Annotated in this window: 20 protein-coding genes and 2 tRNA genes; 10 read left to right on the top strand and 12 right to left on the bottom strand. The window is 70.4% G+C overall.

Going from position 1 to position 22721, the window contains the following annotated elements:
• Positions 1-96: 96 nt before the first annotated feature.
• The 9 genes from HCR68_RS02135 to HCR68_RS02095 all read right to left on the bottom strand — a co-directional run bounded on the left by HCR68_RS02135 (position 97) and on the right by HCR68_RS02095 (position 6897).
• Positions 97-981, bottom strand: a complete 885-nt coding sequence (locus tag HCR68_RS02135) for a hypothetical protein (protein ID WP_167145749.1) — start codon at positions 979-981, stop codon at positions 97-99.
• A 127-nt stretch (positions 982-1108) separates the two neighbouring features.
• A complete protein-coding gene (locus HCR68_RS02130) occupies positions 1109-1753 on the bottom strand; it encodes a MarC family protein (protein WP_167145747.1) in 645 nt (214 codons plus the stop codon).
• 87 nt (positions 1754-1840) lie between these two features.
• Positions 1841-1913, bottom strand: a tRNA-Ala gene (locus HCR68_RS02125).
• Positions 1914-1953: 40 nt separating this feature from the next.
• Positions 1954-2026, bottom strand: a tRNA-Ala gene (locus HCR68_RS02120).
• Between the two features lie 93 nt (positions 2027-2119).
• The gene (locus HCR68_RS02115) at positions 2120-2761 is read right to left on the bottom strand and encodes a histidine phosphatase family protein (RefSeq protein ID WP_167145745.1); all 642 of its coding nucleotides are present in this window, start codon (positions 2759-2761) and stop codon (positions 2120-2122) included.
• Complete coding sequence (gene rsfS, locus HCR68_RS02110; protein ID WP_167145743.1) at positions 2758-3177, bottom strand: ribosome silencing factor; 420 nt, start codon at positions 3175-3177, stop codon at positions 2758-2760. The genes HCR68_RS02115 and rsfS overlap by 4 nt, the downstream gene beginning before the upstream one ends.
• A gap of 65 nt (positions 3178-3242) precedes the next feature.
• Positions 3243-4907, bottom strand: coding sequence for a hypothetical protein (locus tag HCR68_RS02105; protein ID WP_167145741.1), 1665 nt, complete (start codon positions 4905-4907; stop codon positions 3243-3245).
• Positions 4897-5580, bottom strand: a complete 684-nt coding sequence (gene nadD, locus HCR68_RS02100) for a nicotinate-nucleotide adenylyltransferase (protein WP_126413217.1) — start codon at positions 5578-5580, stop codon at positions 4897-4899. The genes HCR68_RS02105 and nadD overlap by 11 nt, the downstream gene beginning before the upstream one ends.
• A gap of 183 nt (positions 5581-5763) precedes the next feature.
• On the bottom strand, positions 5764-6897 hold the full coding sequence (locus tag HCR68_RS02095) for an ROK family protein (RefSeq protein ID WP_167145739.1): 1134 nt from the start codon (positions 6895-6897) through the stop codon (positions 5764-5766).
• 287 nt (positions 6898-7184) lie between these two features.
• Here HCR68_RS02095 and HCR68_RS02090 point away from each other — a divergent pair, with 287 nt between their 5' ends.
• The 10 genes from HCR68_RS02090 (at position 7185) to HCR68_RS02045 (ending at position 19530) form a co-directional block, all read left to right on the top strand.
• Positions 7185-7961 (top strand): DeoR/GlpR family DNA-binding transcription regulator, encoded by a 777-nt coding sequence (locus tag HCR68_RS02090; protein WP_167145737.1) that lies wholly within the window; start codon positions 7185-7187, stop codon positions 7959-7961.
• 112 nt (positions 7962-8073) lie between these two features.
• Entirely contained in the window at positions 8074-9354 is a 1281-nt protein-coding gene (locus HCR68_RS02085; RefSeq protein ID WP_167145736.1) for a glycosyltransferase, read from the top strand.
• Entirely contained in the window at positions 9351-10625 is a 1275-nt protein-coding gene (locus tag HCR68_RS02080) for a glycosyltransferase (RefSeq protein ID WP_167145734.1), read from the top strand. Before HCR68_RS02085 ends, HCR68_RS02080 begins: the two co-directional genes overlap by 4 nt.
• Positions 10625-11794: a glycosyltransferase family 4 protein gene (locus HCR68_RS02075; protein ID WP_167145732.1), complete on the top strand. Its 1170-nt coding sequence runs from the start codon at positions 10625-10627 to the stop codon at positions 11792-11794. The genes HCR68_RS02080 and HCR68_RS02075 overlap by 1 nt, the downstream gene beginning before the upstream one ends.
• A gap of 53 nt (positions 11795-11847) precedes the next feature.
• Positions 11848-13623 carry an ABC transporter ATP-binding protein gene (locus HCR68_RS02070; protein WP_167145730.1) on the top strand — a complete coding sequence of 592 codons (1776 nt, stop codon included), beginning with the start codon at positions 11848-11850 and terminating at the stop codon, positions 13621-13623.
• On the top strand, positions 13620-14858 hold the full coding sequence (locus HCR68_RS02065) for an aminoglycoside phosphotransferase family protein (RefSeq protein WP_167145729.1): 1239 nt from the start codon (positions 13620-13622) through the stop codon (positions 14856-14858). Before HCR68_RS02070 ends, HCR68_RS02065 begins: the two co-directional genes overlap by 4 nt.
• A 50-nt stretch (positions 14859-14908) precedes the next feature.
• Positions 14909-15952: a phosphotransferase gene (locus HCR68_RS02060; RefSeq protein WP_243858880.1), complete on the top strand. Its 1044-nt coding sequence runs from the start codon at positions 14909-14911 to the stop codon at positions 15950-15952.
• Entirely contained in the window at positions 15949-17274 is a 1326-nt protein-coding gene (locus HCR68_RS02055) for a UDP-glucose/GDP-mannose dehydrogenase family protein (protein WP_167145725.1), read from the top strand. Before HCR68_RS02060 ends, HCR68_RS02055 begins: the two co-directional genes overlap by 4 nt.
• A gap of 95 nt (positions 17275-17369) precedes the next feature.
• The gene (locus tag HCR68_RS02050; protein ID WP_243858891.1) at positions 17370-18893 is read left to right on the top strand and encodes a HAMP domain-containing sensor histidine kinase; all 1524 of its coding nucleotides are present in this window, start codon (positions 17370-17372) and stop codon (positions 18891-18893) included.
• On the top strand, positions 18871-19530 hold the full coding sequence (locus tag HCR68_RS02045) for a response regulator transcription factor (RefSeq protein ID WP_167145721.1): 660 nt from the start codon (positions 18871-18873) through the stop codon (positions 19528-19530). Before HCR68_RS02050 ends, HCR68_RS02045 begins: the two co-directional genes overlap by 23 nt.
• Positions 19531-19575: 45 nt before the next feature.
• Here the strand turns inward: HCR68_RS02045 and HCR68_RS02040 are convergent, their stop codons facing one another.
• The 3 genes from HCR68_RS02040 to proB form a co-directional block, all read right to left on the bottom strand.
• Positions 19576-20049, bottom strand: a complete 474-nt coding sequence (locus tag HCR68_RS02040; RefSeq protein ID WP_167145719.1) for a ubiquitin carboxyl-hydrolase — start codon at positions 20047-20049, stop codon at positions 19576-19578.
• 158 nt (positions 20050-20207) lie between these two features.
• A complete protein-coding gene (locus HCR68_RS02035) occupies positions 20208-21503 on the bottom strand; it encodes a glutamate-5-semialdehyde dehydrogenase (RefSeq protein WP_167145718.1) in 1296 nt (431 codons plus the stop codon).
• Positions 21504-21537: 34 nt separating this feature from the next.
• On the bottom strand, positions 21538-22698 hold the full coding sequence (gene proB / locus HCR68_RS02030; protein ID WP_243858879.1) for a glutamate 5-kinase: 1161 nt from the start codon (positions 22696-22698) through the stop codon (positions 21538-21540).
• Positions 22699-22721 lie beyond the last annotated feature (23 nt).

Raw genomic sequence — 22721 nt, 5'->3', positions numbered from 1 at the left:
CGGCTGGGGGCCAGCGGGGGATGCCACCGCATGGTGGCATCCCCCGTTTCAGTCTCTGGGCGAAGAGTCGGCCGGAACCGTCCTGAGGCGTCGAGGTCAGGGACGAGCCAGGCGCTGCGGCAGAGCCTGAGAGGCGAGCCGCTCCAGAGCCGGCCCGACCTCTGCGGCACTGGCCAGGGCCTCGGGGAAGGAGACCACCAGGGTAGTGACCTCCTCTCCCGTGATGGACATGAGGGTCACTCCGTGTGCGTCGACGTCAACGCACAGGGTCCTGTCCCACAGCGTGGGGCACACGCCGACGGCGGGGCGCGATGAGCAGGTCCAGCCGGGCATCTGCCCCTCGCGCACGGCCTCGCAGACGGCGCGCAGTCCCAGCTGGCCGACCGCGCTGACCGCCTCGTGAGCGTCCATGACCTCCTGAGGACTCCAGGAGAAGGACGGAATCGTGCCGGCATCGGCGGAGAGGTCAAGAATCTCCTCGATGTCGTGACTGGAGACCCCGGAGACGCAGTGGAGCATGACGCGCTCGCAGGAGATGACGCCCAGGCGCCCGCCGGGCCCCGAGGCGATCTCCCGAACGCGCTCGAGAGGGTCCTCGCCGACGATGGCGCAGTGGCAGGCGGGGGTTCGCGAGGAGGCCAGGACCAGGGCACGGTCCTCACCGTCCACCCACGTCAGGCTGCCGAGCAGGTGGGCCGTGGCGGCCGTGATGCGAACACCGGGCTCAGCGGCGTCAAGGGTGACGTCGAGTCGAACGTCGACGGCGACGTCGTCGGGCGCGATGGCCAGCGGAGTGCCTTGCGACGGGCAGGCCGCCACGAGGATCTGGCCATCGGCCCGCATGGCGTGAGCGACGAAGGCGGCGGGCGCGGAGGGATCGATGCGGTATGCCGTCACCGCGGCGCTTCCGCTGCCGGCCAGGAGACGCCTGGCCATGCGCCGGGCGCGCTGCATGATGTCGGGGACCTGAACGGACGTCACACGCTTACCTTCCTACCGTGTTGCCGCACGTGGGAGCGGGGTGCTCCCGGCAACATCTGAAGGTGAGGCTACCCTCAGACTCTCCAAGGGGCCAGTTCCTCGTGGAAGCCCACACGTGGAGCGCGTCTCAGCGGGCCAGCCCGGGGAAGAGGTGCTGGATCCCGACGACGATCATCTGCACCGCGATCGAGGCCAGGATCATGCCCATGAGGCGGGTCATGATGGTGCGCATCGTCATGGACAGGCGCGCGCCGATGCTGGAGGAGAAGTAGAGGACGATCCCGAGCGCCACGAGGACGGCCGCCAGCGCGGCCGCCACGGCGGCATGCCCGCCAAGCCCTCGGGCCTGGGACTGGATGACGATGATGGTCGCAATCGTTCCGGGGCCCACGAGGATGGGAAAGGTCATGGGGTAGAAGGCGACATCGTTCCCGCCACCGGCCGCATCATGCTGCTTCTTCTCCTGCTTGCTTCCCTCGTGGGCGCTGGAACCGCTGCCGTTGAGCATGGACAGGGAGATGATGAGCAGTACGATCCCACCGGCGATCCGGAAATCGTCGACACCGATTCCGAAGAAGCGAAGAATCGTCGCCCCCAGGAGAAGGACGACGGCGCACATGACGGTGGAGGAGATCGTCGTGCGAACCGCTGTGCGCCGCTGGGTGGTGGCGTCCTGGTCCTGGGTCAGGCTCAGGAACAGCGGAAGGTTGACGAAGGGATTCATGATCGCGAAGAAGGCGCCCAGAGCCTTGACCAGGACAGCAGTAGTCATACCCGGCATTGTGCCGCACACACCTGCGCGCGAGCAGGAATATAGAAAAGCCCTCGCCGAATCGGCGGGGCCCGGTCATTGATTCTGTGGAGCTAGGGGGATTCGAACCCCCGACCTCTTCCATGCCATGGAAGCGCGCTACCAACTGCGCCATAGCCCCGAGATGGGTGCTCCACCCGGAGAAGGATCCGAGCGGTTCGTGGAGCTAGGGGGATTCGAACCCCCGACCTCTTCCATGCCATGGAAGCGCGCTACCAACTGCGCCATAGCCCCGTTCGGGCGTCGCTCGCGAACGGCGACGCGGATAACTGTATGAAGATCGGCCCCGCCAGGGCAAATCCGCGGCGCGTGTACTACCTCACCCGCTCAGCCGAGGATCTTGCCCAGCGGGCTCGGGTCCACCGGCGGCCCGGCGTTCCACTTCACCACGGACCAGCCCGGAGGTCGCCTGTTGGAACGCATGAGTCCGTAGCAGCAGTTGCTCATGCCACGCAGACCGAACCACTGCTGGGCGTCCATGCCCAGCAGGTAGGTGGCCCCCAGGTTGGTGGCCGCCCCGTGAGAGACGACCACGATGACGTCGTCCTTTCCGGCGTCGGCGGCGATGGCCTTGAGAGTCTCCCCCACCCGCTCGGCGGTCTGGCGGCGCCCCTCGATCCTGAACTGAGGAAGGTCTCCGCCGGCGCGCCAGGTGGCGTAGTGCTCGGGCCACTGCTTCTTGATGTCGGCCGCCTTGAGCCCCTCCCAGTCCCCGAAGGACTTCTCCGCCAGCCCCGGATTGGTCTCAACGCTCAGCCCGGTCAGTGACGCCAGGACCTCAGCGGTGGCATGCGCCCGCACCAGCGGGGAGGAGACGATCCGTGTGGGTCCGAGTGCCGCGATGTCGTCGGCTGCTCGCCGGGCCTGATCGCGGCCGGTGTCGTTGAGGGGGATGTCGACCCGCCCCTGAATACGGCCCTGGAGGTTGTAGTCGGTCTGGCCGTGGCGCCACAGGATGAGGTCGGTCATGACGCGGCGTCCCCCTGTCCGCTCTCCTCGTCGCCCTCCCGGCTGCCGGACTGCGTCAGGTCCTCAGGCAGATCGATGGCGGGGCAGTCCTTCCACAGTCGCTCCAGCGAGTAGAACTCCCGGTCCTCGTCCTGCAGGACATGGACGACGACGTCGCCGTAGTCCACCAGCACCCAGTGGGCATCGGCGAAGCCCTCACGAGTCCGCCGCTTGGCACCGGCGCGGTGCATGGCCGCGTCGACCGCGTCGACGATGGCGTGAACATGACGGTCGTTCGAGCCGGAGGCCAGCAGGAAGACGTCGGTCAGGCCGAGTCGCTCGGAGACGTCAATTGCGGCGAGGTGCTCAGCCTTCTTGTCGGCCGCTGCACGAGCGGCGGCAGCAGTAAGGCTGATGGCGTATTCGGTGGCGGGCACGGATCTCCTTCGGTGCGGTCAGTCGGCATCGTGCGGCAGCGGCGACTGTACCGCGCGCGCCGCCGTCATACGAGCTGACGGATCCACTCCCCCGCCCCGACGGTGGCGCTCATGGCGCTGGCACTATTGCTGCTGTTGGAGATCAGCAGCCACGCGACAACCGCGATAATGAGCAGCAGGACGACAATGATGAGCGCGGCCATGAGCATCTTGCCGGTACGCGAGGAGGAGCTGGGCTGCTCCATCGGCAGGACGTGCTCGGGAGCGGGCACCCTCCCGGTCACCTCGTTGACGGGAGCCAGGTACGGCTCCTCGGGTACCTCAGCGGCGGGAGCCGCCACAGAGTCCCACTCGGACCCGCCGACCGGGCCGTTACCGTTCTCGGCCTCGTCGGTATAGAAGGCGTAGGGGCTGACGGCCTCTCCGGACATGACATCGGTGGTCTCAGCCGCCCCGGTCACCCCGGTCACGATCGTCTCCTGGAAGCTGTCCGCCTGGGAGGGCTGGTGCAGCGACTTCCACTGCGGTGCACCGACCGTGCCGAACTCATCGTCCTGCTGCGTCTGCGGCGAGGGCATCATGGTCTGGGCCTCGACGTCGACCGCGACGCTCTCCTGCGTCATCGGCTCCTCGATGGAGGCCATGCCGTAGGCCTCCTGAGCATCGGCGGCGTCCTGAGCGGACGAGGAGCTGTCCACCGGCTGGACCGAGCTGAGCTCGCCCGTGGACGTGTTGACGGTGCGCACCCCCTGCGCGGCGGCCGGAATGCGGACGATCGGGCGGCGTACCGAACCGGCGGAGGACGCCGACCCGGCACTCAGACCGCTGCGGGCCGACTCGGTGACCTCCGGGGCTCCGGACTGCCCGAAGGTGGCGAAGTCGGCGGCCCCGGAAGCCGATGTCGACACGACGGGGACAGCGGAGACCGCGGTGACGGCCTCAGCCGACTGGGAGGAGGACACCGCCTCATCACCGTGAGTCGTCGGCGCGAAGCCCTCTCGGTAGTCATAGGGGCTGGTGGCGGGCTCCTCGGAGTCCGCCTGACCGATATCCTCGGCGGGTCCCTGAGGCTCGATGCCCTCCTGCTCGTCGGTCTGGGAGCCGGGACCACCCTCAAGGCGCTCCTTGAGCGAGAAGCGAGTGGGCACCGGGGCGGGCTCAGAAGCGGCGTCGGCGGCCCAGTGCGCGTCGTAGTCCAGGGTGGCCACCGGCAGGTCGACCGCCTCCATGAGACCGGTCTCGATCTCGGAGATCGCCACGGCCTCGGCCGCCGACAGTGAGCGCCAGCTCGGAGCGGAGGCTGACGGCCCCTCGGGGACGGAGAGGTTGAGAGGAGGGTTCTGCCCTCCCTGCTCGAGGTAGGCCGCACCACCCTCGTCCACAGCCGGGAACTCGGCAGACTCCTCCAGCCCGGTCTCGGCGTCGTCGCCCGACGGGGCGGAGGAACGGGGGGTGACCGATGCCGGATCGGCGAGGGGGTCCTGGAGCGCCTGGGCCTGCTCAGGGGTGATCTCGCCGGCCTCGACAGCCGCCCTGAGCGCCTTGGCCTCCTCACGCAGACGCCTCATCTCGCGCCGGGTCAGGAGCGGCTGCTGACCGGTCAGGATCGCCTCGCGCTCGGCGGCGCGCTCCGCCTGCCGGATCGCACGACGACTGCCGCGTGGAGCGTGCTCATCCTGCGTCGGCTCCTCGGACGTGGGGGCATTGACGCCGGTCTGCTCAGTGCTCACCGTCGTTCTCCTTCCTCAGGGACTGCTCGCGGGCCACTCTCGCCGTCATCGACGTCGCCGACGCCGGCCGCAAGGCCATACGATAGAGCCCGTACTTGCGTATGTACTGCACGACACCATCAGGAACGAGGTACCACACCGGTGACCCCTCGCCGACTCGCTGACGACAGTCCGTCGACGAGATCGCCATCGCCGGGACCTCCACCAGCGAGATCCGGTCCTGGGGGACCCCGGAGTCACTGAGTACGTGCCCGGGACGCGTCACCCCCACCAGGTGGGCCAGGTCGAAGATGCCCTCACTGTCCTTCCAGGTGAGGATCTGCGCCAGGGCGTCCGCGCCGGTGATGAAGTACAGCTCCGCGCCCGGGTACTCGGCCGCGATGTCATGAAGGGTGTCGATCGTGTACGTCGTACCGCCCCGGTCGATGTCGACCCGGGAGACCGTGAACCTCGGGTTGGAGGCCGTGGCGATGACGGTCATGAGGTAGCGGTGCTCGGCCGGGGAGACCCGGCGCTCCTTCTTGAAGGGCTGGGCCCAGGTGGGCACGAAGATGACCTCATCGAGAGCGAAGACGTTCTGAACCTCGCTGGCCGCAACGAGGTGCCCATGGTGAATCGGATCAAAGGTCCCCCCCATGATGCCGATGCGAAGCGGACGAGCAGACTGGGTCACGCGCTGCGCCTCGCTTCTATCCTGGGGGACACGTTGGTTCTCCTCAACCGGTTCGGACGACTGCAGTTGGCGAACATACTGCCACGGCCTGCACCCATTGTGGGTCTCCGCAACACCATAAGCGAGTTGTCAGCCAACGGCGCAGAGACACAAGGTGATATCCAGAATATTATCAGGGCGTTATCAGCCATTCAGAGCGCGCCCGGCCGCGCCCAAGGCCGAAGCCGGCTTCCCGAGCCGGGCCGGCAGCAGACTCGGCACCGGCAGACCGGCCATGAGGTCCGCGACGCGCAGACGCAGCGGCTCCAGGAAGACGGCCTCCCCCGCCCGGGTCAGTTCCGATCCGACGACGACGTCGAGGGGTCCGAGCAGACCGACACCACGAGCGATGAGATCCGCCAGCGCGTCCAGGCCGGTGTCCCAGACACGGCGGGCCTCCCGGTCCCCCGAGCGCATCGCGCTGAGGAGCGCATCGAGCCCCGAGGCGACCGGACCGGTGCGCCGAACGGAGACGACGACGTCGGACTCCCCCGAGCCGGCTGGCGACGCAATCGAGGCTGCGCCACCAGGGCCATCAACGGAGTCATCAGCAGGGCCATCAACAGAGTCATCGACAATGCCGGCCGTGTAGCGCCCCACCATCGCGTCAACGGAGGCGACATCCTCCAAGCGGGCCCTCTCACCGCTCCAGTCGGGATCGGAGACCAGGACCCGTCCGACCTGTCCGGCCCACCCCCCACCGAGCACCGGGACGCCGTCGAGCAGGACGGCGCAGGAGATACCGGCACCGACGGTCAGGTAGAGGCAGCTCTCGCCGCCCGCTCCCCAGCGGCTCTCGGCCCAGGCGCCGCATCGGGCCTCCTGGTAGAGAACCACCTTGACGGACCCGGCGGACTCGGCGGACTCAGTCGCCAGGGACCGGCTGACGAGACTCGCCAGCGCAACGTCCTGCAGTCCCAGCGCGTCGCTGTGACGGACCCACCCCTCGTTCTCGTCGACGACGCCCGGCACACAGACCCCGACCACCAGGGCCGGCAACGCCTGCGCCGAATCCTCGGCCTCCCCACCGGACCCCTGGCCGAGGAGCTCGTCAGCGGTGCTCGCACGCAGGGCGTCGATGACGCCGGCGATCTCCTCGGCCAGTCGCAGGCCGTCCGGACCGCAGCCGCCTGGGACCGGGCGCTCCAGGGAGGAGATGACGTGTCCCCGACCATCGGCGAGGACCGCGGTGATACGGTCGGCACCGACGTCGACCCCCAGTGCGACAGTGCGCCCCCTGGAGCAGGAGCACTCGGAAAGGTCTGCGGGATGTCCCATGTTTTCTCTGTTCTCAGGGGCGGGGCGGCAAGCCCACGGGACCACCGCCCCACACGTTGGCATGATTGATGTCGACGACAGTAGCAAGGTTCGTATCGCTATGTGTCGCTCTCAGCGGGCAACTGAGGGCATTCCTGATCTATGCTGGCATCAGCACACCGACTACCTGCCGCGCGGTCACCAGGATAAGGCAAGTAGTTGATGCACAAATCATGTTCCGTGCCCCAACGCCACGCGGCCCCACTCCCCCGGCCCCGGGCAGCCCCTTGAGCTCCAGGAGGACCGAGATGTCTCGGCATGATCGCCATTCGGCCATCCTCGACATCGTCATGGACGAGGGCAGTGTCCATATCGATGACATCATCGCGCGCCTGGGAGTCTCGGCGGCGACCGCGCGGCGCGACCTCGACCACCTGGCGGATCAGCAGCTGGTCACTCGCACCCGCGGCGGCGCCGTCGCCAACCCCACCTCCACCGAGCCGCCTCTGCGCTACCGCACCTCGAAGATGGCCGATGAGAAGACCCGTATCGCCAAGGCGGCCGCCGCCATGGTGAACCCGGGCGACTCCATCGGCCTCAACGGCGGCACCACGACCACCGAGGTGGCTCGGGAGATCGTGCTGCTACCGGACCTGACCGACCCGGACGTGCCGGTCACCCTCGTGACCAACGCCGTCAACATCGCCAACGAGATGACCGTGCGCCAGTGCGTACGCGTCGTCGTGACCGGCGGTATCGCGCGGGCCCGCTCCTTCGAGCTCACCGGTCCGCTGGCCGGACTCATCCTGCCCTCGATCAGCGTGGGCACGCTCTTCCTGGGCGTCGAGGGCCTCGATGACCGGGGGGCCTACACTCAGCACGACGGCGAGGCCGCCGTCAATGCCGCCCTGGTCGATGCCGCCCAACGCGTCGTCGTCGTGTGCGACAGCTCCAAGCTCGGCACCACCGCCTTCGCCCTCATCTGCCCCACCGCCAAGATCGACCTGGTCATCACCGACGACGGCGCCCCCGCCGACCAGGTCGCGGCCCTGCGTCGGGCGGGCGCCGAGGTGCAGCTGGTTTAGTCCCCCGACAAACCTGAGAGCCTTCTCATCCCCCCTTAATCGTCGTCTTCTCCTGGCCGGTCAGGATCGTCCCAGAACGATCCAGGACTGACACCAAGAGAAGAGACGATCCATGACAACCGCTCCCCTACGGGTGGCGCTCTACAGCCACGACGCCCAGGGGTTGGGACACCTCCGCCGCAATCTCGCCCTGGCCCATCACCTGGCCCGGGCGCTGCCGGGGCTCACCGGTCGTGATGTCACCGGCCTGGTCATCACCGGGCTGGCGCCGGGCCAGGAGCATCGGCTTCCGGACGGCTTCGACTGGCTGGTGCTGCCGGGGGTCAGGAAGGCCAGGGGCACCTACCTGCCCCAGCGCCTGCGCATCACCCGGGAGGACCTGACCCTGGTCCGCGGCTCCCTGCTGTCCGGTGTCCTGAGCACCTTCGCCCCGGACCTGCTCATCGTCGACCGTCACCCCTACGGGGTGCACCAGGAGCTGCGCGAGCCCCTGGCACGCATGCGTCAGTCACGCCCCGGCGCACGCGTGGTGCTCGGCCTGCGCGAGGTCCTGGACACGCCCACGACCGTGCAGCACGAGTGGGACGCGCTCGGCGATGTCGACACGCTACGTCGGCTCATCGACGAGGTCTGGGTCTACGGGGACGCCTCGGTCCACGACCTGGGCGCCGCCGGGGAGGCCCCGCCGGCACTGAGGGAGCGGATGCGCTACACCGGCTACCTCGCCCACGGCCGCGACGTCGCGGAGGCCACGGACGGCACCGCAGCGTCCACGGCCCTGGCCGGTAACACCGAGGAGACGGAGCCCTTCATCATGACGACCGCCGGTGGCGGCTCCGACGGCGTCGCCCTGCTGCGCGCCGCGGCCGCCGCGCGCGTCCCAGACGGGTACCGGCACGTCGTGGTCACCGGTCCCCAGCTCGACGCCGCCCTGTTCCACCAGGTCGCCCAGGTGGCGGGTCCCCGCACCACCGTGCGCCGGACCTGGCCCGGGATGAGCCACCACATCCAGCAGGCCGCGGCCATCATCTCGATGGCCGGGTACAACACGGTCAGCGAGATCCTCGCCTCCGACACCCCGGCGCTCCTCGTGCCCCGTGAGACGCCCCGCCTCGAGCAGCTCATCCGGGCCGCTGCCCTCAAGGACGCGGGCGCCGTGGACCTCCTGCGGGTCACGGACCTGAGCGCTGCCGCGCTGGAGGGATGGCTCACGAAGCATCTGCGGGACCGGGACGCCGACGCCGGCAACCAGCCGGCAGGACGACGTCGTCTGCGCCTGGACGGCCTGGCAACCGTCCCCCGGCTCGCCGCCGAGCTCATCGGCCGGACCGACGGCCTCGACATCCTCGACAGCCCCCTCAACAGCCTCACCAGTCTGGAGATCCCCGCATGAGTCCCGCATCCGACACCCGCATCGGCTACGTCCTCAAGGTCTACCCGCGCTTCTCGGAGACCTTCATCGTCACCGAGATCCTGGCCCGCGAGGCCCAGGGCGAGGACCTGAGCATCTACGCGCTGCGTCCCACCACGGACTCGCGCTTCCACCCCGAGATCGCCCGGGTGGCGGCCCGGGTCAGCTGGGTGGGACGCCCGCAGCGGGCCATCGACATGTGGAGCCAGCTCGCCGGCGGCCTGTCCCGCCAGGACGACCGCGAGCGCTTCGCCGCCATCATGCCGGTGCTGGCGGATCTTCCCGGTGACGAGGTCGCTCAGGGGGTGGAGCTGGCGCGTCAGGTGCGTCGCGACTCGATCACCCACCTGCACGCGCACTTCGCGTCGCTGGCGGGCAGGGTCACATGGATCGCCTCGTCCCTGACCAAGATCCCCTACACGGTGACGACCCATGCCAAGGACATCTTCCATGAGTCCGTGGACCCGGCGTGGCTGCGTCGGATCTGCGGCGACGCGCAGCGGGTCATCGCCATCAGCCGGTACAACGAGGAGCACCTGGAAACGGTGCTGGCGGGCACGGGGGCCACGGTGTCGCTGCGCTACAACGCCATCGAGCTGGATCGCTTCGCCTACCGTGTGCCGGCTCCGACCGGGGTGGCGGGGCCGCTGCGGGTGTGCGCCGTAGGGCGTCTGGTGCCCAAGAAGGGTTTCGCGGACCTGGTCGAGGCGGTGCGGATCCTGGTGAGCTCCGGCGTCGACGTCGAGGTGGAGCTGGCCGGTGACGGTGACGAGCGCGAGCGTCTGACCGCGCAGATCGAACGCTTGGGCCTGACGGGCAGGGTCCGCCTGCTGGGGCCGCTCACGCAGGCGGAGGTGCGTGACCTGCTGGCGCGTTCGGACGTTTTCGTGGCGCCGTGCATCGAGGCGGCCGACGGCAATATCGACGGTCTGCCGACGGTGGTCCTGGAGGCGATGGCCTGCGGGACCCCGGTGGTGGCCACCGCGGTCTCGGGACTGCCGGAGGTGGTCCGTGACGGCGTGACCGGGCTCCTGCTGCCGCCTGGGGACCCGGCCGAGCTGGCCGTTGCCCTGCGTGGGGTCGCGATGGGCGAGGTGGACACCGTCTCCCTGTCGCGGGGAGCGCGCCGGCTCATCGAGGAGCACTTCGACTCCCGTGCCCAGGCAGAGGTCCTGGCCGCCTGGCAGTCGGGGGCTCGCCCCGCTCCCCCTGTTCCCGCCGTGCGTTTGACCGACCGGGAAGGAGCCGCCTGATGCGGATCGCCTACATCTGCTGCGACCCGGGCATTGCGGTGTTCGGGACCAAAGGGGCCTCGGTACACATCCAGGAGGTCGTCCGCGAGCTGAGGGCCGCCGGCCATGAGGTGGTGCTGTACGCCGTGCGCCGCGGCGAGCACGTTCCCGATGACCTGGACGACCTGGAGCCGCACCTGGAGGCCGTGGCCGACGTCGAGGCCGCCGAGCGGGAGCGGGCGCAGGTGCGTGCCGCTGAGCGGATCGCCTCACGGGTGATCGACGACGGAGCCGACCTGGTCTACGAGCGCTACTCGCTGTTCTCCACCGCGCTGGCCGACATCACGGCCTCCACCGGGGTGCCGGGGATCCTGGAGGTCAATGCTCCGCTGATCGAGGAGCAGCGTCGTCACCGCTCGCTGGTGGATGCCTCCGGTGCCGCACGGGTACTGCGTCGCCAGGTCGGGGCCGCCAGGGCCACGGTCTGCGTCTCGGATCCCGTGGCCGACTGGGTGCGTCGTCGCACCGCCGACCCAGCGGGCTGCGATGACGCTTCCGGCAGGATCCACACCGTGCCCAACGGCGTGAGCGTGCGCCGTATCCGGCCTCAGCCGGAGGACCCCAGCCGGGTGGTCGTCACCTTCGTGGGGACCCTCAAGCCCTGGCACGGGGTGGCCGACCTCATCACGGCGGCGGCCCTGGCGCGTGAGGGCTGGAGCCTGCGGATCATCGGTGACGGCCCCGAAATGGGGGCGCTGCGGGCTCAGGCCGAGCGCCTCGGGGTGGAGGCGGACTTCCGCGGGGCGGTTGCTCCGCAGGACGTCCCCGCCCACATGGCGGGTTCGGCGATCGGGGTGGCCCCCTACCCGGACCTGGGTGGGAGCGACCAGCAGTACTTCTCCCCCATGAAGGTCCTGGAGTACCTGGCCGCGGGGCTCGCGGTCGTGGCCTCCGACGTCGGCCAGGTCCCCCGGCTGCTTCGGGACGGGTCCGAACGGCACGGCGTGCTCGTGCCCCCCTCGGACCCCACGGCTCTGGCCGCGGCACTGGACGATCTGGCGGCCTGTCCCGACCGGCGTGCTCGGATGGGGCGCGGTGGGCGCCGCCTGGCCGAGGAGCACCACTCCTGGAGCTCAACGGTGGCCCGGATCCTGGGGCTGGCCGGGGTTACTGAGGACGGTGAGCGCTGATGGCTTCATCTCCTCGTCGTCGGCACGGTCGTTCCCGGATGCGTCATTCCCCGATGCGTCAGACCCTGCGCCTGGTGGGCCCCGATGCGGCGCCGCAGTGGCGTCTCATGGCCGGCGGCACTGCGGTGCTTCTGGCGGAGGTCGTCTTCCGGGTCCTGGAGCCCTGGCCCCTGAAGATCGTCATCGACTCGCTGGTGGCGGCTCTGGGCCGTCACACGGGCAGCGCACCCGCCACGACCTCCTCCCTGGTGGGGCTCGGCGTGGCCCTCCTGGTCATCGTGGCCGGCCGGGCCGTGTGCAACTACCTGGCCACCGTGGCCTTCGCCCTGGTGGGCTCGCGCACGGCGGCCTCCCTGCGCAGCCGGGCCTTCCACCACGTCCAGGGGCTCTCTCAGCAGTTCCACGCCCGCAATCGCAGCGCGGACACCGTCCAGCGTCTCATCGCCGACGTCAACCGCATGCAGGAGGTGGCCGTCACCGCGGGCCTGCCGATGGCCGCCAACACCTTGACCCTGCTGGTCATGGTCGTGGTCATGGTGTTCCTGGACCCGTTGCTGGCCATGATCGTGGTCATGGCGGTGGTGGCCTTCGTCGTCGCCTCCTCGGGCAACTCGCGGCGGATCTCCGCGGCCTCCCTGCGCAGCCGCAAGTCGGAGGGGAACCTGGCCAACACGGCTCAGGAGGCGCTCGGCGCCATCAAGGTGGTCCAGGCCTACGGTCTGGAGCCGCTGCTGCACGAGCGCTTCACGGGTGCGAACACGGTGTCCCTGAGCGAGGGGGTGCGCTCGCGCCGCATCGCCGCGCGCCTGGAGCGCTCCACGGACGTCATCGTGGGCGTGGCCACCGCCGTGGTCATGGTCGGCGGCGGTATCCGGGTCCTCAGCGGCGCGATGTCCCCGGGAGACCTGGTGCTCTTCACGACCTACCTGCGCACCACCATGAAGCCGCTGCGGGACATGGCCAAGTACACCGGCCGCATCGCCCGGGCGACCGCCTCGGGCGAACGCGTTGCCGACCTCATGGCGGTCGAGCCCGAGATCGTCTCCCCGCATGACGCCATCGTGCTGGACCCGGTCCACGGCATGGTCCACTTCGACGACGTGCACGCCGCCTACGAGGGCCGGCAGGTGCTCCACGGTGTGAGCCTGACGGTGGTCCCCGGTGAGCACGTGGCCCTCGTGGGCCCCTCGGGCTCGGGCAAGTCCACCCTGGCGTCCCTGGTGGTGCGGGCCCTGGATCCGACGTCGGGCACGGTCAGCCTGGACGGTCACAGCCTGGACGAGCTGGACCTGAGGTTCCTGCGCTCACAGGTCTCGGTCCTGCACCAGGAGGCGGTGCTGCTGACCGGCACGATCCGGGAGAACATCCGTCTGGGACACCCGGAGGCCTCTGACGAGGAGGTGGAGGCGGCCGCACGCGCCGCCCATGCCCACGAGTTCATCACCCAGATGCCCATCGGCTACGACACGGCCGTGGGTGAGCGGGGCGGCACCCTCTCCGGCGGCCAGCGCCAGCGCATCGCCATTGCCCGGGCGCTGCTGCGCGACTCGCCGATCATCATCCTGGACGAGGCGACCACCGGGCTGGACCCGACCTCGACGTCGGCGGTGCTCCAGGCGATAGACGAGCTGGTGGCCGGACGCACGACGTTGACCATCACCCACGACCCGCAGGCGGCCATGCGCGCCGACCGGGTGGTGTGGATCCAGGACGGGTGGATCCGCCTGGAGGGGAGCCCCCGGCACCTCATGGACACCTCGGCCGAGTTCCGTCGGTGGGCGGCCAGCCGGCTGTCCGACTCCTTCGCCCTGGAGGGAAGCGGATCATGAGCCTTCCGACGACAACTCCAGGAGCTCCAGAGACTCCAGCGACCACGGCGACCACGGCGACGACGGCTACCACGGCCGCTGCCCTGTCCACCGTGCTCGACGCCGACCGACTCAGTGAGCTGCTCGGGCAACCGGTGCGAGCCGACAGGCTGCGCATTAAACCGGAGGTCTCGATCCTGGTCTCGCTGGCGGAGCGGAGCACCGGAGTCGTGACCGGCTGGGCCCGGCTGCTCTGGCCGGTCTCGCACTCCAAGGCCGCCCAGGCCGAGCGCCTGGCCGATTCCCTGGGACTTGAGCGGCCCCGTGTCACTCGGGCCGTGGATGGCGACCTGCTGCTGCAGAGCGGACCGGTTCACGCCGACCCCAAGCTGGCCGAGCCGATCGCACGCGCTACCCGCCAGGGGGCGCTGGGGGCCTGGGAGGCCGGTGACCTGTTGCGCTACAACCCCTCACGGCGTCTCGTGCTGCGAGTCGGTTCCGCTGTCCTGCGGCTGCGGGCGCGCGCCGAAGGACTTGCCGACGACGTCCACCACGCCCTGTCCGGTCTTCTCCCGGTACCGCGTCTCCTCGGCTCTGAGGCCGTGGCCCGGTGCGAGGGGCACGCGAGCCTCCAGCAGTGGTGCGGCGACACGGACCTGGCCGAGGTCGCGGATGACGCGACGGTCGCGGCCACGCGGCGCGTGGGAGCGCTGCTGGCCGAGCTCCACTCCTGCACGGGGATGCTGGAGCCGGGGCTCGTAGGGCGGCTGCCGCGTCAGCACCCCGATCCACGGGACCTGGCCGAGGTCCACGCCCACCAGCTCGAGGTCCTGGCCCCCGAGCTGGCTCACGGGGTGCGGGAGGTGGGCGGCATGCTGCCCGCCCGGATCCCGGGGGAACCGGTTCTCTGCCATGGCGACTTCTCCCCCGACCAGGTGCTGTACGAGTACTCGACCGGGCGGATCTGGCTGACCGATTTCGACCGGGTGCGTCTGGCGTCGGCTGCCGCGGACCTGGGCTCCTACCTCGCCGTGATCCCGCCGTCCCTGCGGCGCGTTCTGCTGGAGGGGTATGGCGAGCATCGAGCGGTACCCGCCACCGATCAGCTGGGGACGGCGATCGCCCTGTCACGTCTGGCACGGCTGGCCGATCCCCTGCGTCAGGCCGATCCGTCCTGGCGTGAGCGCGTTGGGGCCGAGATGGCCGCCATCAAGCGCATCGCTGAGGCCCCGCAGGAGGAGGCGGCCTGGACATGACGGAAGCGGCACACACGACACCGACCGCTGAGACGACAAGGAAGACAGAGATGACGGGCATGCTGAGCACGCTGCACGCGGTCCCCGGAATACGCCGGGCCTGGCCCGAGCACCGGACCTCGGTGCCCGCAACCGCGAGCATCGAGTGCGTCGATGGCCAGGGCCGCCTGCGCGCCGGGCACGTCACTGCGGGGGCCGCCCCCGACCTGCTGCCCTACGCCACGGACCCGGAGCTGCCGGCCCTGTCCGCTCACCTGACCGGGGCGCTCGTCGTCCACCGCGCCGGCCGCCGCGCCGTGGTGATGGAGCACACCCGGGTCCGCAAGATCGTACGGCCCCACAAGGCCGTCTCCCTGGTGCGGGCGCACACGACCGCCGCCTCGGTCCTGCGAGTCACCGGCCTGCGCACTCCCAGGATCCTGGGCGACGCAGACGACGTCGTCGACCTCGAGCTGCTGCCCGGCCGCAGCCTCGACGAGCTCGGCGACGCCGGCCTGCCCGCATGGAGGAGGCTCGCGGACTCCTGGGCGCACCTGGCCCGCGCCGAGGCCGACCTGCCCGTGCACGGGCCGCGGCAGGAGACCGAGGTGCTGCGCCGCTGGTTCGCCTCCGCCCATCGCTACGGCGTCATCGACCAGTCGAACCTCCTGCGCGAGCAGGTGGTGGACACCTGCCTGAGGCTGCGGGAGGACGACGGGGCGCACGTCATCGCCCACCGCGACCTCCACGACGGCCAGCTCCTGTGGGACGGGCGAGACCTGTCCCTGCTCGACCTGGACACCGCCGCCATGGCCGAGGCCGCCCTCGACCTGGGCAACCTCTGGGCCCACGTGGACCTCATGGCGGTTCGGGGCCGGCTCGGCCCTGAGTCCCATGCACGGGTCCGGGACCTGCTCGACGACCTGGCCCGCACGCTGCCCACCACGACGGAGCGTCTGGAGGCCTACTACCGCTCATCGGCGCTGCGTCTGGTCTTCGTCCACGCCTTCAGACCCGCTGCCCACCGGTGGCTGCCCGCCTGGGTGCGCCACTGCCTGGCAGAGGCCTCACCCTTCACCTCTCTGGACCTCACGAACGATTGGAACGACTCATGAACCCCCTCAAGATCACCGTCATCGGCTGCGGATACCTCGGCGCCGTGCACGCCGCCGCCATGGCTCACCTGGGACACCACGTCCTGGGGATCGACACCCGGCCCGAGCAGGTCGAGGCCCTCTCCCAGGGCCGCGCCCCCTTCTATGAGCCGGGTCTTCCCGAGCTGCTGACCACCGGAGCCCAGCAGGGCGACCTGCGCTTCACCTCGAGGCCGACACCGACGGAGCTGGCCGAGGCCGACGTCCACTTCATCGCCGTGGGGACCCCGCAGTCAGCCACCGGCGGGCAGGCCGACCTCAGTCAACTGTGGAGCGTGGTCGACATGCTGCGTGACACGCTGCCCGAGGGCGGACGCAGCCTCGTGGTGGGCAAGTCGACGGTCCCCGTGGGCACCGCCCAGCAGGTGGCCGAGCGCCTGGCCGGTCGCGCCCTGGTGCTGTGGAACCCCGAGTTCCTGCGCGAGGGCTTCGCCGTGGCCGACACCCTCCACCCCGACCGCATCGTCTACGGCGTGCCCGCAGACCCCCGGGACGCCCAGGAGGCCCAGGCCGCGCTCGACGCCGTCTACCGGGACCTGCTGGACGAGGGCATCCCCCGGATCGTCACCGACTACCCCACCGCCGAGCTGGTCAAGACCGCGGCGAACTCCTTCCTGGCCACCAAGATCAGCTTCATCAACGCCATGGCCCACCTGTGCGACACCGCCGGGGCCGACGTGACCGTCCTGGCCGACGCCATCGGCCACGACCCGCGCATCGGCAGGCGCTTCCTCCAGGCCGGCGTGGGTTTCGGCGGCGGCTGCCTGCCCAAGGACATCCGGGCGCTGCGGGCCAGCGCGGACCTGCACGGCGCCGTGCACCTGGCGGACCTGCTGGGACGGGTCGACTCCATCAACCGCGAGCAGCGCGACCGGATCGTCGAGCTGGCCGGCACCCACGTGGGCGGCGACCTGACCGGTAAGGCGATCACCGTCCTGGGGGCGGCCTTCAAGCCCCTGAGCGACGACGTGCGCGACTCCCCCGCCCTGGACGTCGCCTCCCGTCTGGCCGACCTCGGGGCGGAGGTCACCGTGTGCGACCCGCAGGCCCTGCCCGTCGTGGCCCGGTCCCACCCCCACCTCACTCTGGAGGACGACCCCAAGGCGGCGCTCAAGGGAGCCGAGCTCGTCCTGCTGCTGACCGAGTGGGACCAGTTCGTGGCCCTCGATCCCGCCGACGCCGGCGTCGGCGTCGCCGATCGCGTCATCATCGACGGACGCAACGCCCTGGACCCGGCGGCCTGGCGCCGGGCCGGGTGGACCTACGCCGGGGTGGGGCGCTGAGTCCCCTCGGTCCCCTCGCTCCAGGCTCCTCCCGGGCCCGGACTCGCCGGGCGGAGCCCGATGGGACCGGGCACAATGGCGAGGTGACCTCACTGATGCCCTCACGTACCGTCACCATCGGTACCCGCGTCATGTGGGCGATCGTGCTGGTGGCGAGCATCGCGCTCATCACCTGCGGGGCGATCGTCTGGGCGCTGGGGCACTCCAGCGTGTCGGCCGACGCCACCAACCGGCTCGAGCACAGCCGCGACCGGATCCGCCAGCTGGCGGCCGACCGGGTCGACCCCTCCAGCGGCCGGCCCCTGGAGGACGTCTCATCCGTCCTTCGCGCCCATATCCAGCGCACGGCGGAGGGGCCCGGTGAGGCCGAGCTCGGATTCGTGGGTACCAGCTCCGGCACGGAGCTGACATGGGTCTCCTCCGACAACGTCTCCTTCCGCCCCGAGGAGGACGCCGAGCTGCTCAAGCAGGTGACCTCTCAGGCCGCCGCATCGGAGTCGGTCATCGAGACGGTGCGCACCCCCTCATCGAGCTACCGGGTTCTCGTGGTCCCGGTGCAGGACGGCTCCCAGCGAGGGGCGCTGGTGCACGTCATCGATCTTCAGGTCGCAGAGTCTCAGCTCTTGCGCACCATGGCCTTCTACGCCGCGGCCGCCGTCTTCACCGTCGCCCTGGTAACGGGACTGGCCTGGTTCGCCGTCGAGCGGCTCCTGCGCCCCATCGAGCAGCTGCGGCGCGCCACCGAGTCCATCGGCGAGGACGACCTGACCACCCGGGTCCCGGTCAGGGGCCGGGACGACCTCACCGCTCTGGCTGCGGCCGTCAACCGGATGCTCGACCGGGTCCAGACCTCGGTGGAGGCCCAGCGCAACCTGCTCGACGACGTCGGCCACGAGCTGCGCACGCCCATCGCCGTGGTCCGTGGTCATCTCGAGCTCACCGATCCCGGCGACCCGGAGGACGTACGTCAGACCCAGCTGCTGACCATTGACGAGCTCGACCGGATGGGGATGCTCGTAGACGATCTGATCCTGCTGGCCAAGAGCGCCCAGAGCGACTTCACCGCCCCCGTGGCGACCGACGTCGCCGAGCTCACCGAGCTGGTCTTCGACAAGTCCCTCGCCCTGGGTGAGCGCCGCTGGCAGCTGGAGTCGGCGGCCTTCACCCGGGCCGACATCGACCCCACCCGGATCACCCAGGCCTGGCTCCAGCTAGTGGCCAACGCCGTGAAGTACTCCGAGCACTGCAGCACCGTCTCCCTGGGCTCCGCGGTCCGGGAGGGCCACCTGCTGATGTGGGTGGGAGACGAGGGCATCGGGATTGCCCCCGAGGAGATCGACCTGGTGCGCCAGAGGTTCAAGCGCACCGCCGACGCTCAGGAGCTGGCCCCCGGAACGGGACTGGGACTGAGTATCGTGGAGACGATCGTCGCGGCGCACGGCGGGGAGCTGGACATACGCTCCCAGGTGGGCGCCGGTTCGGTGTTCACCATGAGAATCCCCCTGAAGGCGCCGGTCTCCGCTCCTGCCACCAAGACTGACACCCCGGAGTCGACCGCCTCTTCAGCCCCGCACCGCACTCAAGGAGTGATCCGCCATGAGCAGCATCCTGATTGTTGAGGATGAGCCCCGGATCGTCGCCTTCCTCACCAAGGGCCTCAAGGCGGCCGGCTTCACCACGCACGACACCTCGGCCGGCCTGGAGGCCGTGGCGCTCGCGGTCCAGGAGAGCTTCGACCTCATCATCCTGGACGTGGGGCTGCCCGACATCGACGGCTTCGAGGTGCTCCAGCAGCTTCGTGGTCAAGGCGTGAGGGCACCGGTCATCATGCTTACGGCGCGATCATCGGTGGCTGATCGCGTCGCCGGGCTCGAGGGCGGCGCGGACGACTACATGCCCAAGCCCTTCTCCTTCGAGGAGCTTCTGGCCCGCATCCGGGTCCGGCTGCGCCCGGAGGCCACGGGCCCCGACCAGATGCGGCTGGCTCACCGGGACATGGTCCTGGACCTGCGTACCCGCACCCTGACGCTGGAGGGCCGGACCGTGGAGCTCTCCGCGCGCGAGTTCGCCCTGGCCGAGGCCTTCATGCGTCACCCCGGCCAGGTCCTCAGCCGCGAGCAGCTTCTGAGCTCCGTGTGGGGGCTGGACTTCGACCCCGGCTCCAACGTGGTGGAGGTCTACGTCTCCTACCTGCGTAACAAGCTGGGCAGGCACCGGGTGGAGACGGTGCGCGGCATGGGCTACCGACTCACCTGACCCGAAGGCCCTGACTCGCGGAGCAACAATCGCGCACCGATCGGGTCAGTCGTCGACGTCGTAGTCGTTGTCCCGATCCCCGGCACCGCTCCTGACGGGGTTCTTGTCGTCGTCATCGTCGTCGATGTCCGGGTAGGTGTCATCGGACCCCCTGGTTGCTGCGGGCACGTTGGGCACGGCGGGAGCGGGCTGACGGCTGCCGTGGTCGACGGCGACCGGAGGATCGGGATCAACCGGTTGGGGGGAGTGACTCTGCTCCGCGGACGAGTCCGCCTCGGTGTCGTAGTGCTCGTAGCGCGTACTGCTGGCGTCACCGGCGATCTGGCTCGGCGCCGTGGAGGAGGACCGCGACGGGGTGTCTCCCGGGGTACCGGTCAGGACGATGCCCGGCTCGCTCACGGACTCGGCGGGGCTGAAGAACACCATACGGGTGACCCCGACCAGCAGCGCGGAGGTGACGACGACGACCGCCGTGGCGACGACGCGGCCACGACCGACCCGGTGAAGCAGGTTCCGCATGCAGTGCCCCCTTCCGTCTCGTTCCGTCTGGCCGCTGCCTGACTTCCGCCCGGCTGTCCCGCACCCGGGCCTTCCGGCCCTCAAAGACCTCATGAGACGACCTCACAAGCCCCCAGGGCTGTCTACGACCGTAACATGAACGACGGGTCAATCAGGCCTCAGGGGCGGATGTGACCCTCGCCCTCGACGATCCAGGTGGTCGTGGTCAGCTCGGTCAGGCCCATGGGACCGCGGGCGTGGAGCTTCTGGGTGGAGATGCCCAGCTCGGCCCCCAGGCCCAGCTGGCCGCCATCGGTGAAGCGGGTGGAGGCGTTGACCATGATGGCCGCCGAGTCCATGCCCGCGATGAAGTCGTTGATGACGCCCACATCCTGGGCGAGAACCGCCTCGGTGTGCCCGGTGGTGTGGGCCCGGATGTGGTCGATGGCCTCTTCGAGGCTCTCGACGACGCGGACGGCCAGGTCCAGCGAGCCGTACTCGGTGTCCCAGTCGGTCTGCGTGGCCTCGGTCAGGAGCCCCTCGCGACCGATGCCGGCCGCGGCCTCGGCCAGGAGCCGGTGGGCGGTGGGATCGACGTGCAGGGTGGTGTCCTTGTCCCACAGGGCGGCGGCCGCCTGCGGAAGGAAGGTAGGGGCGACGTCGGCGTGGACCAGGAGCGTCTCGGCGGCGTTGCACACGCCGACGCGCTGGGTCTTGGCGTTGACGATGATGTCGACCGCGCGCTGGAGGTCGGCGCTGGCGTCGACGTAGACGTGGCAGTTGCCCGAACCGGTCTCGATGACGGGAACGGTGGACTGCTCGACGACGGTGCGGATGAGTCCGGCCCCACCGCGTGGCACCAGGGCATCGACCAGGCCGTGGGCCCGCATGAGGGCTCGGGCACCGTCCCGTCCGGCTGCGTCGACACTGATGACGAGGTCGGCGGGCAGTCCCTGGGAGACCAGGGCGCTGCGCAGGGCCGCGACGATGGCGGCGTTGGAGTCCTGGGCGGCGCTGCCCCCGCGAAGGATGATGGCGTTGCCGGACTTGACGGCCAGGGCGGCGGTGTCGACGGTGACGTTGGGGCGGGCCTCGTAGATCATGCCGACCACCCCCAGGGGCACGCGAACCCGACGCACCCGCAGCCCGTTGGGCATGACCGAGCCGTCCACGACCTGACCGACGGGGTCGGGCAGGGCGGCGACCTCACGCAGGGAGCCGGCGATGGCGTCCAGGCGGCCGGTGTCCAGGGCCAGGCGGTCCAGGAGCCCGGGCCTCATCCCGGCCTCGCGTCCGCGATCCAGGTCGATGGCGTTGGCCGCCAGGATGGCCTCGGTGTGCTCGGTGAGGCTGCGGGCCATGGCCTCCAGGGCGGCGTCCTTGACGGCGCGCGGGATCCTGGCCAGGCTCCGTTGGGCGGCGCGGGCTGCTCGGGCGGCTGCGGTGACGAGCTCGTGGGCGTCGACGTCGTTCATGGGGCCACCATAGAAGACGAGGCCGATGGTGTCCTCAGACCCCGGCGGTGCGGGGCAGCTCGGCGAGGTCGTCGCGATGGACGACGGGGGCCACGTGATCGGGCGCCGGTGCGCCTGCGGCCCTGGCGGTCAGGACCTCACGCAGCTCGGGCGCGGCGTAGCGGCAGATCCCGCGAGCCAGGACGCCATCGGGGCCGACGACATCGACCACGGCCCCGGACTCGAAGTCGCCGTCGACGCCGGTGAGACCGGGCAGCAGCAGCGACTTCTTGCCCACGGTCAGGGCCCGGGCGGCCCCGGTGTCGATGAGGAGGCGCCCCTCGGGCTGGGAGGCGTGGGCCATCCACAGCCGGCGGCTGGGGCGGTGCGGTCCGGTGGGCTCGAACCAGGTGCCCAGGTCCGAGGGGACTTGCTCCTGTCCCAGGAGGCGGGCGGCGTCGTCGGCCCGGGCGATGAGGGTGGTGGTGCCCGAGGCGCAGGCGATGGTGGCGGCCTGGAGCTTGGTGGTCATGCCGCCGGTGCCCACGAAGGAGCCGCGTCCGGAGACGCTGACTCCCTCCAGATCGGCGGCTGAGCGCACGTGCCGGATGGGCTCGGCGCCGGGGGTCCCGGGCCGCGCGGTCCACAGGCCGTCGACGTCGGTGAGCAGCACGAGAACGTCGGCGGTCACCAGGTGGGCCACGAGAGCGGCGAGGCGGTCGTTGTCACCGAGGCTGAACTCGCTGGTGGCCACCGCGTCGTTCTCGTTGATGATGGGGACGGCCCCCAGGCAGAGCAGGGAGTCGAAGGTGGCGCGCACCGTGCGGTAGTGACTGCGGATGGCGACGTCGTGGGCGGTCAGCAGGACCTGGGCGGTCACCAGGCCGTAGGCGCTCATCGCGGTCTCCCAGCGGGCGGCGAGCCGGCCCTGCCCCACCGAGGCGGCGGCCTGCAGGAGCCGTAGCTCGTCGGGGCGCCGGTCCAGGCCCAGGGGAGCCAGCCCCGAGGCGACGGCCCCGGAGGAGACCAGGACGACGTCGTGCCCGCGCCGCCGCATCCCGGCGATCAGGCCGGCCAGGATGTCGATGCGGTTGAGGTCGAGCCCGCCATCACTGCGCGTCAGCGAGGAGGAGCCGACCTTGACCACTACGCGGGCGCCCCCGGGCAGCCGGCCCGGACGCCTCCCTGCATCGAGGCCGCCGCTGCTGTCAGTCACTGATCGATTCACCGGTTCCCGCC

Source organism: Actinomyces sp. ZJ308 (genome assembly GCF_011752065.1).
In the GTDB taxonomy this organism is placed as follows: domain Bacteria; phylum Actinomycetota; class Actinomycetes; order Actinomycetales; family Actinomycetaceae; genus Actinomyces.
This window is presented reverse-complemented; position numbering and strand designations above follow the sequence as displayed.

What these genes read in the sequence shown, in the direction of transcription:
- HCR68_RS02115 (WP_167145745.1), bottom strand. Translation starts at nt 2,761, where the DNA reads ATGACCGACCTCATCCTGTGGCGCCACGGCCAGACCGACTACAACCTC.
- HCR68_RS02090 (WP_167145737.1), top strand. Translation starts at nt 7,185, where the DNA reads ATGTCTCGGCATGATCGCCATTCGGCCATCCTCGACATCGTCATGGAC.
- HCR68_RS02070 (WP_167145730.1), top strand. Translation starts at nt 11,848, where the DNA reads ATGCGTCAGACCCTGCGCCTGGTGGGCCCCGATGCGGCGCCGCAGTGG.
- HCR68_RS02035 (WP_167145718.1), bottom strand. Translation starts at nt 21,503, where the DNA reads ATGAACGACGTCGACGCCCACGAGCTCGTCACCGCAGCCGCCCGAGCA.
- HCR68_RS02065 (WP_167145729.1), top strand. Translation starts at nt 13,620, where the DNA reads ATGAGCCTTCCGACGACAACTCCAGGAGCTCCAGAGACTCCAGCGACC.
- HCR68_RS02050 (WP_243858891.1), top strand. Translation starts at nt 17,370, where the DNA reads ATGCCCTCACGTACCGTCACCATCGGTACCCGCGTCATGTGGGCGATC.
- HCR68_RS02055 (WP_167145725.1), top strand. Translation starts at nt 15,949, where the DNA reads ATGAACCCCCTCAAGATCACCGTCATCGGCTGCGGATACCTCGGCGCC.
- HCR68_RS02085 (WP_167145736.1), top strand. Translation starts at nt 8,074, where the DNA reads ATGACAACCGCTCCCCTACGGGTGGCGCTCTACAGCCACGACGCCCAG.
- HCR68_RS02045 (WP_167145721.1), top strand. Translation starts at nt 18,871, where the DNA reads ATGAGCAGCATCCTGATTGTTGAGGATGAGCCCCGGATCGTCGCCTTC.
- HCR68_RS02075 (WP_167145732.1), top strand. Translation starts at nt 10,625, where the DNA reads ATGCGGATCGCCTACATCTGCTGCGACCCGGGCATTGCGGTGTTCGGG.
- HCR68_RS02080 (WP_167145734.1), top strand. Translation starts at nt 9,351, where the DNA reads ATGAGTCCCGCATCCGACACCCGCATCGGCTACGTCCTCAAGGTCTAC.
- HCR68_RS02060 (WP_243858880.1), top strand. Translation starts at nt 14,909, where the DNA reads ATGACGGGCATGCTGAGCACGCTGCACGCGGTCCCCGGAATACGCCGG.
- HCR68_RS02040 (WP_167145719.1), bottom strand. Translation starts at nt 20,049, where the DNA reads ATGCGGAACCTGCTTCACCGGGTCGGTCGTGGCCGCGTCGTCGCCACG.
- HCR68_RS02130 (WP_167145747.1), bottom strand. Translation starts at nt 1,753, where the DNA reads ATGACTACTGCTGTCCTGGTCAAGGCTCTGGGCGCCTTCTTCGCGATC.
- HCR68_RS02095 (WP_167145739.1), bottom strand. Translation starts at nt 6,897, where the DNA reads ATGGGACATCCCGCAGACCTTTCCGAGTGCTCCTGCTCCAGGGGGCGC.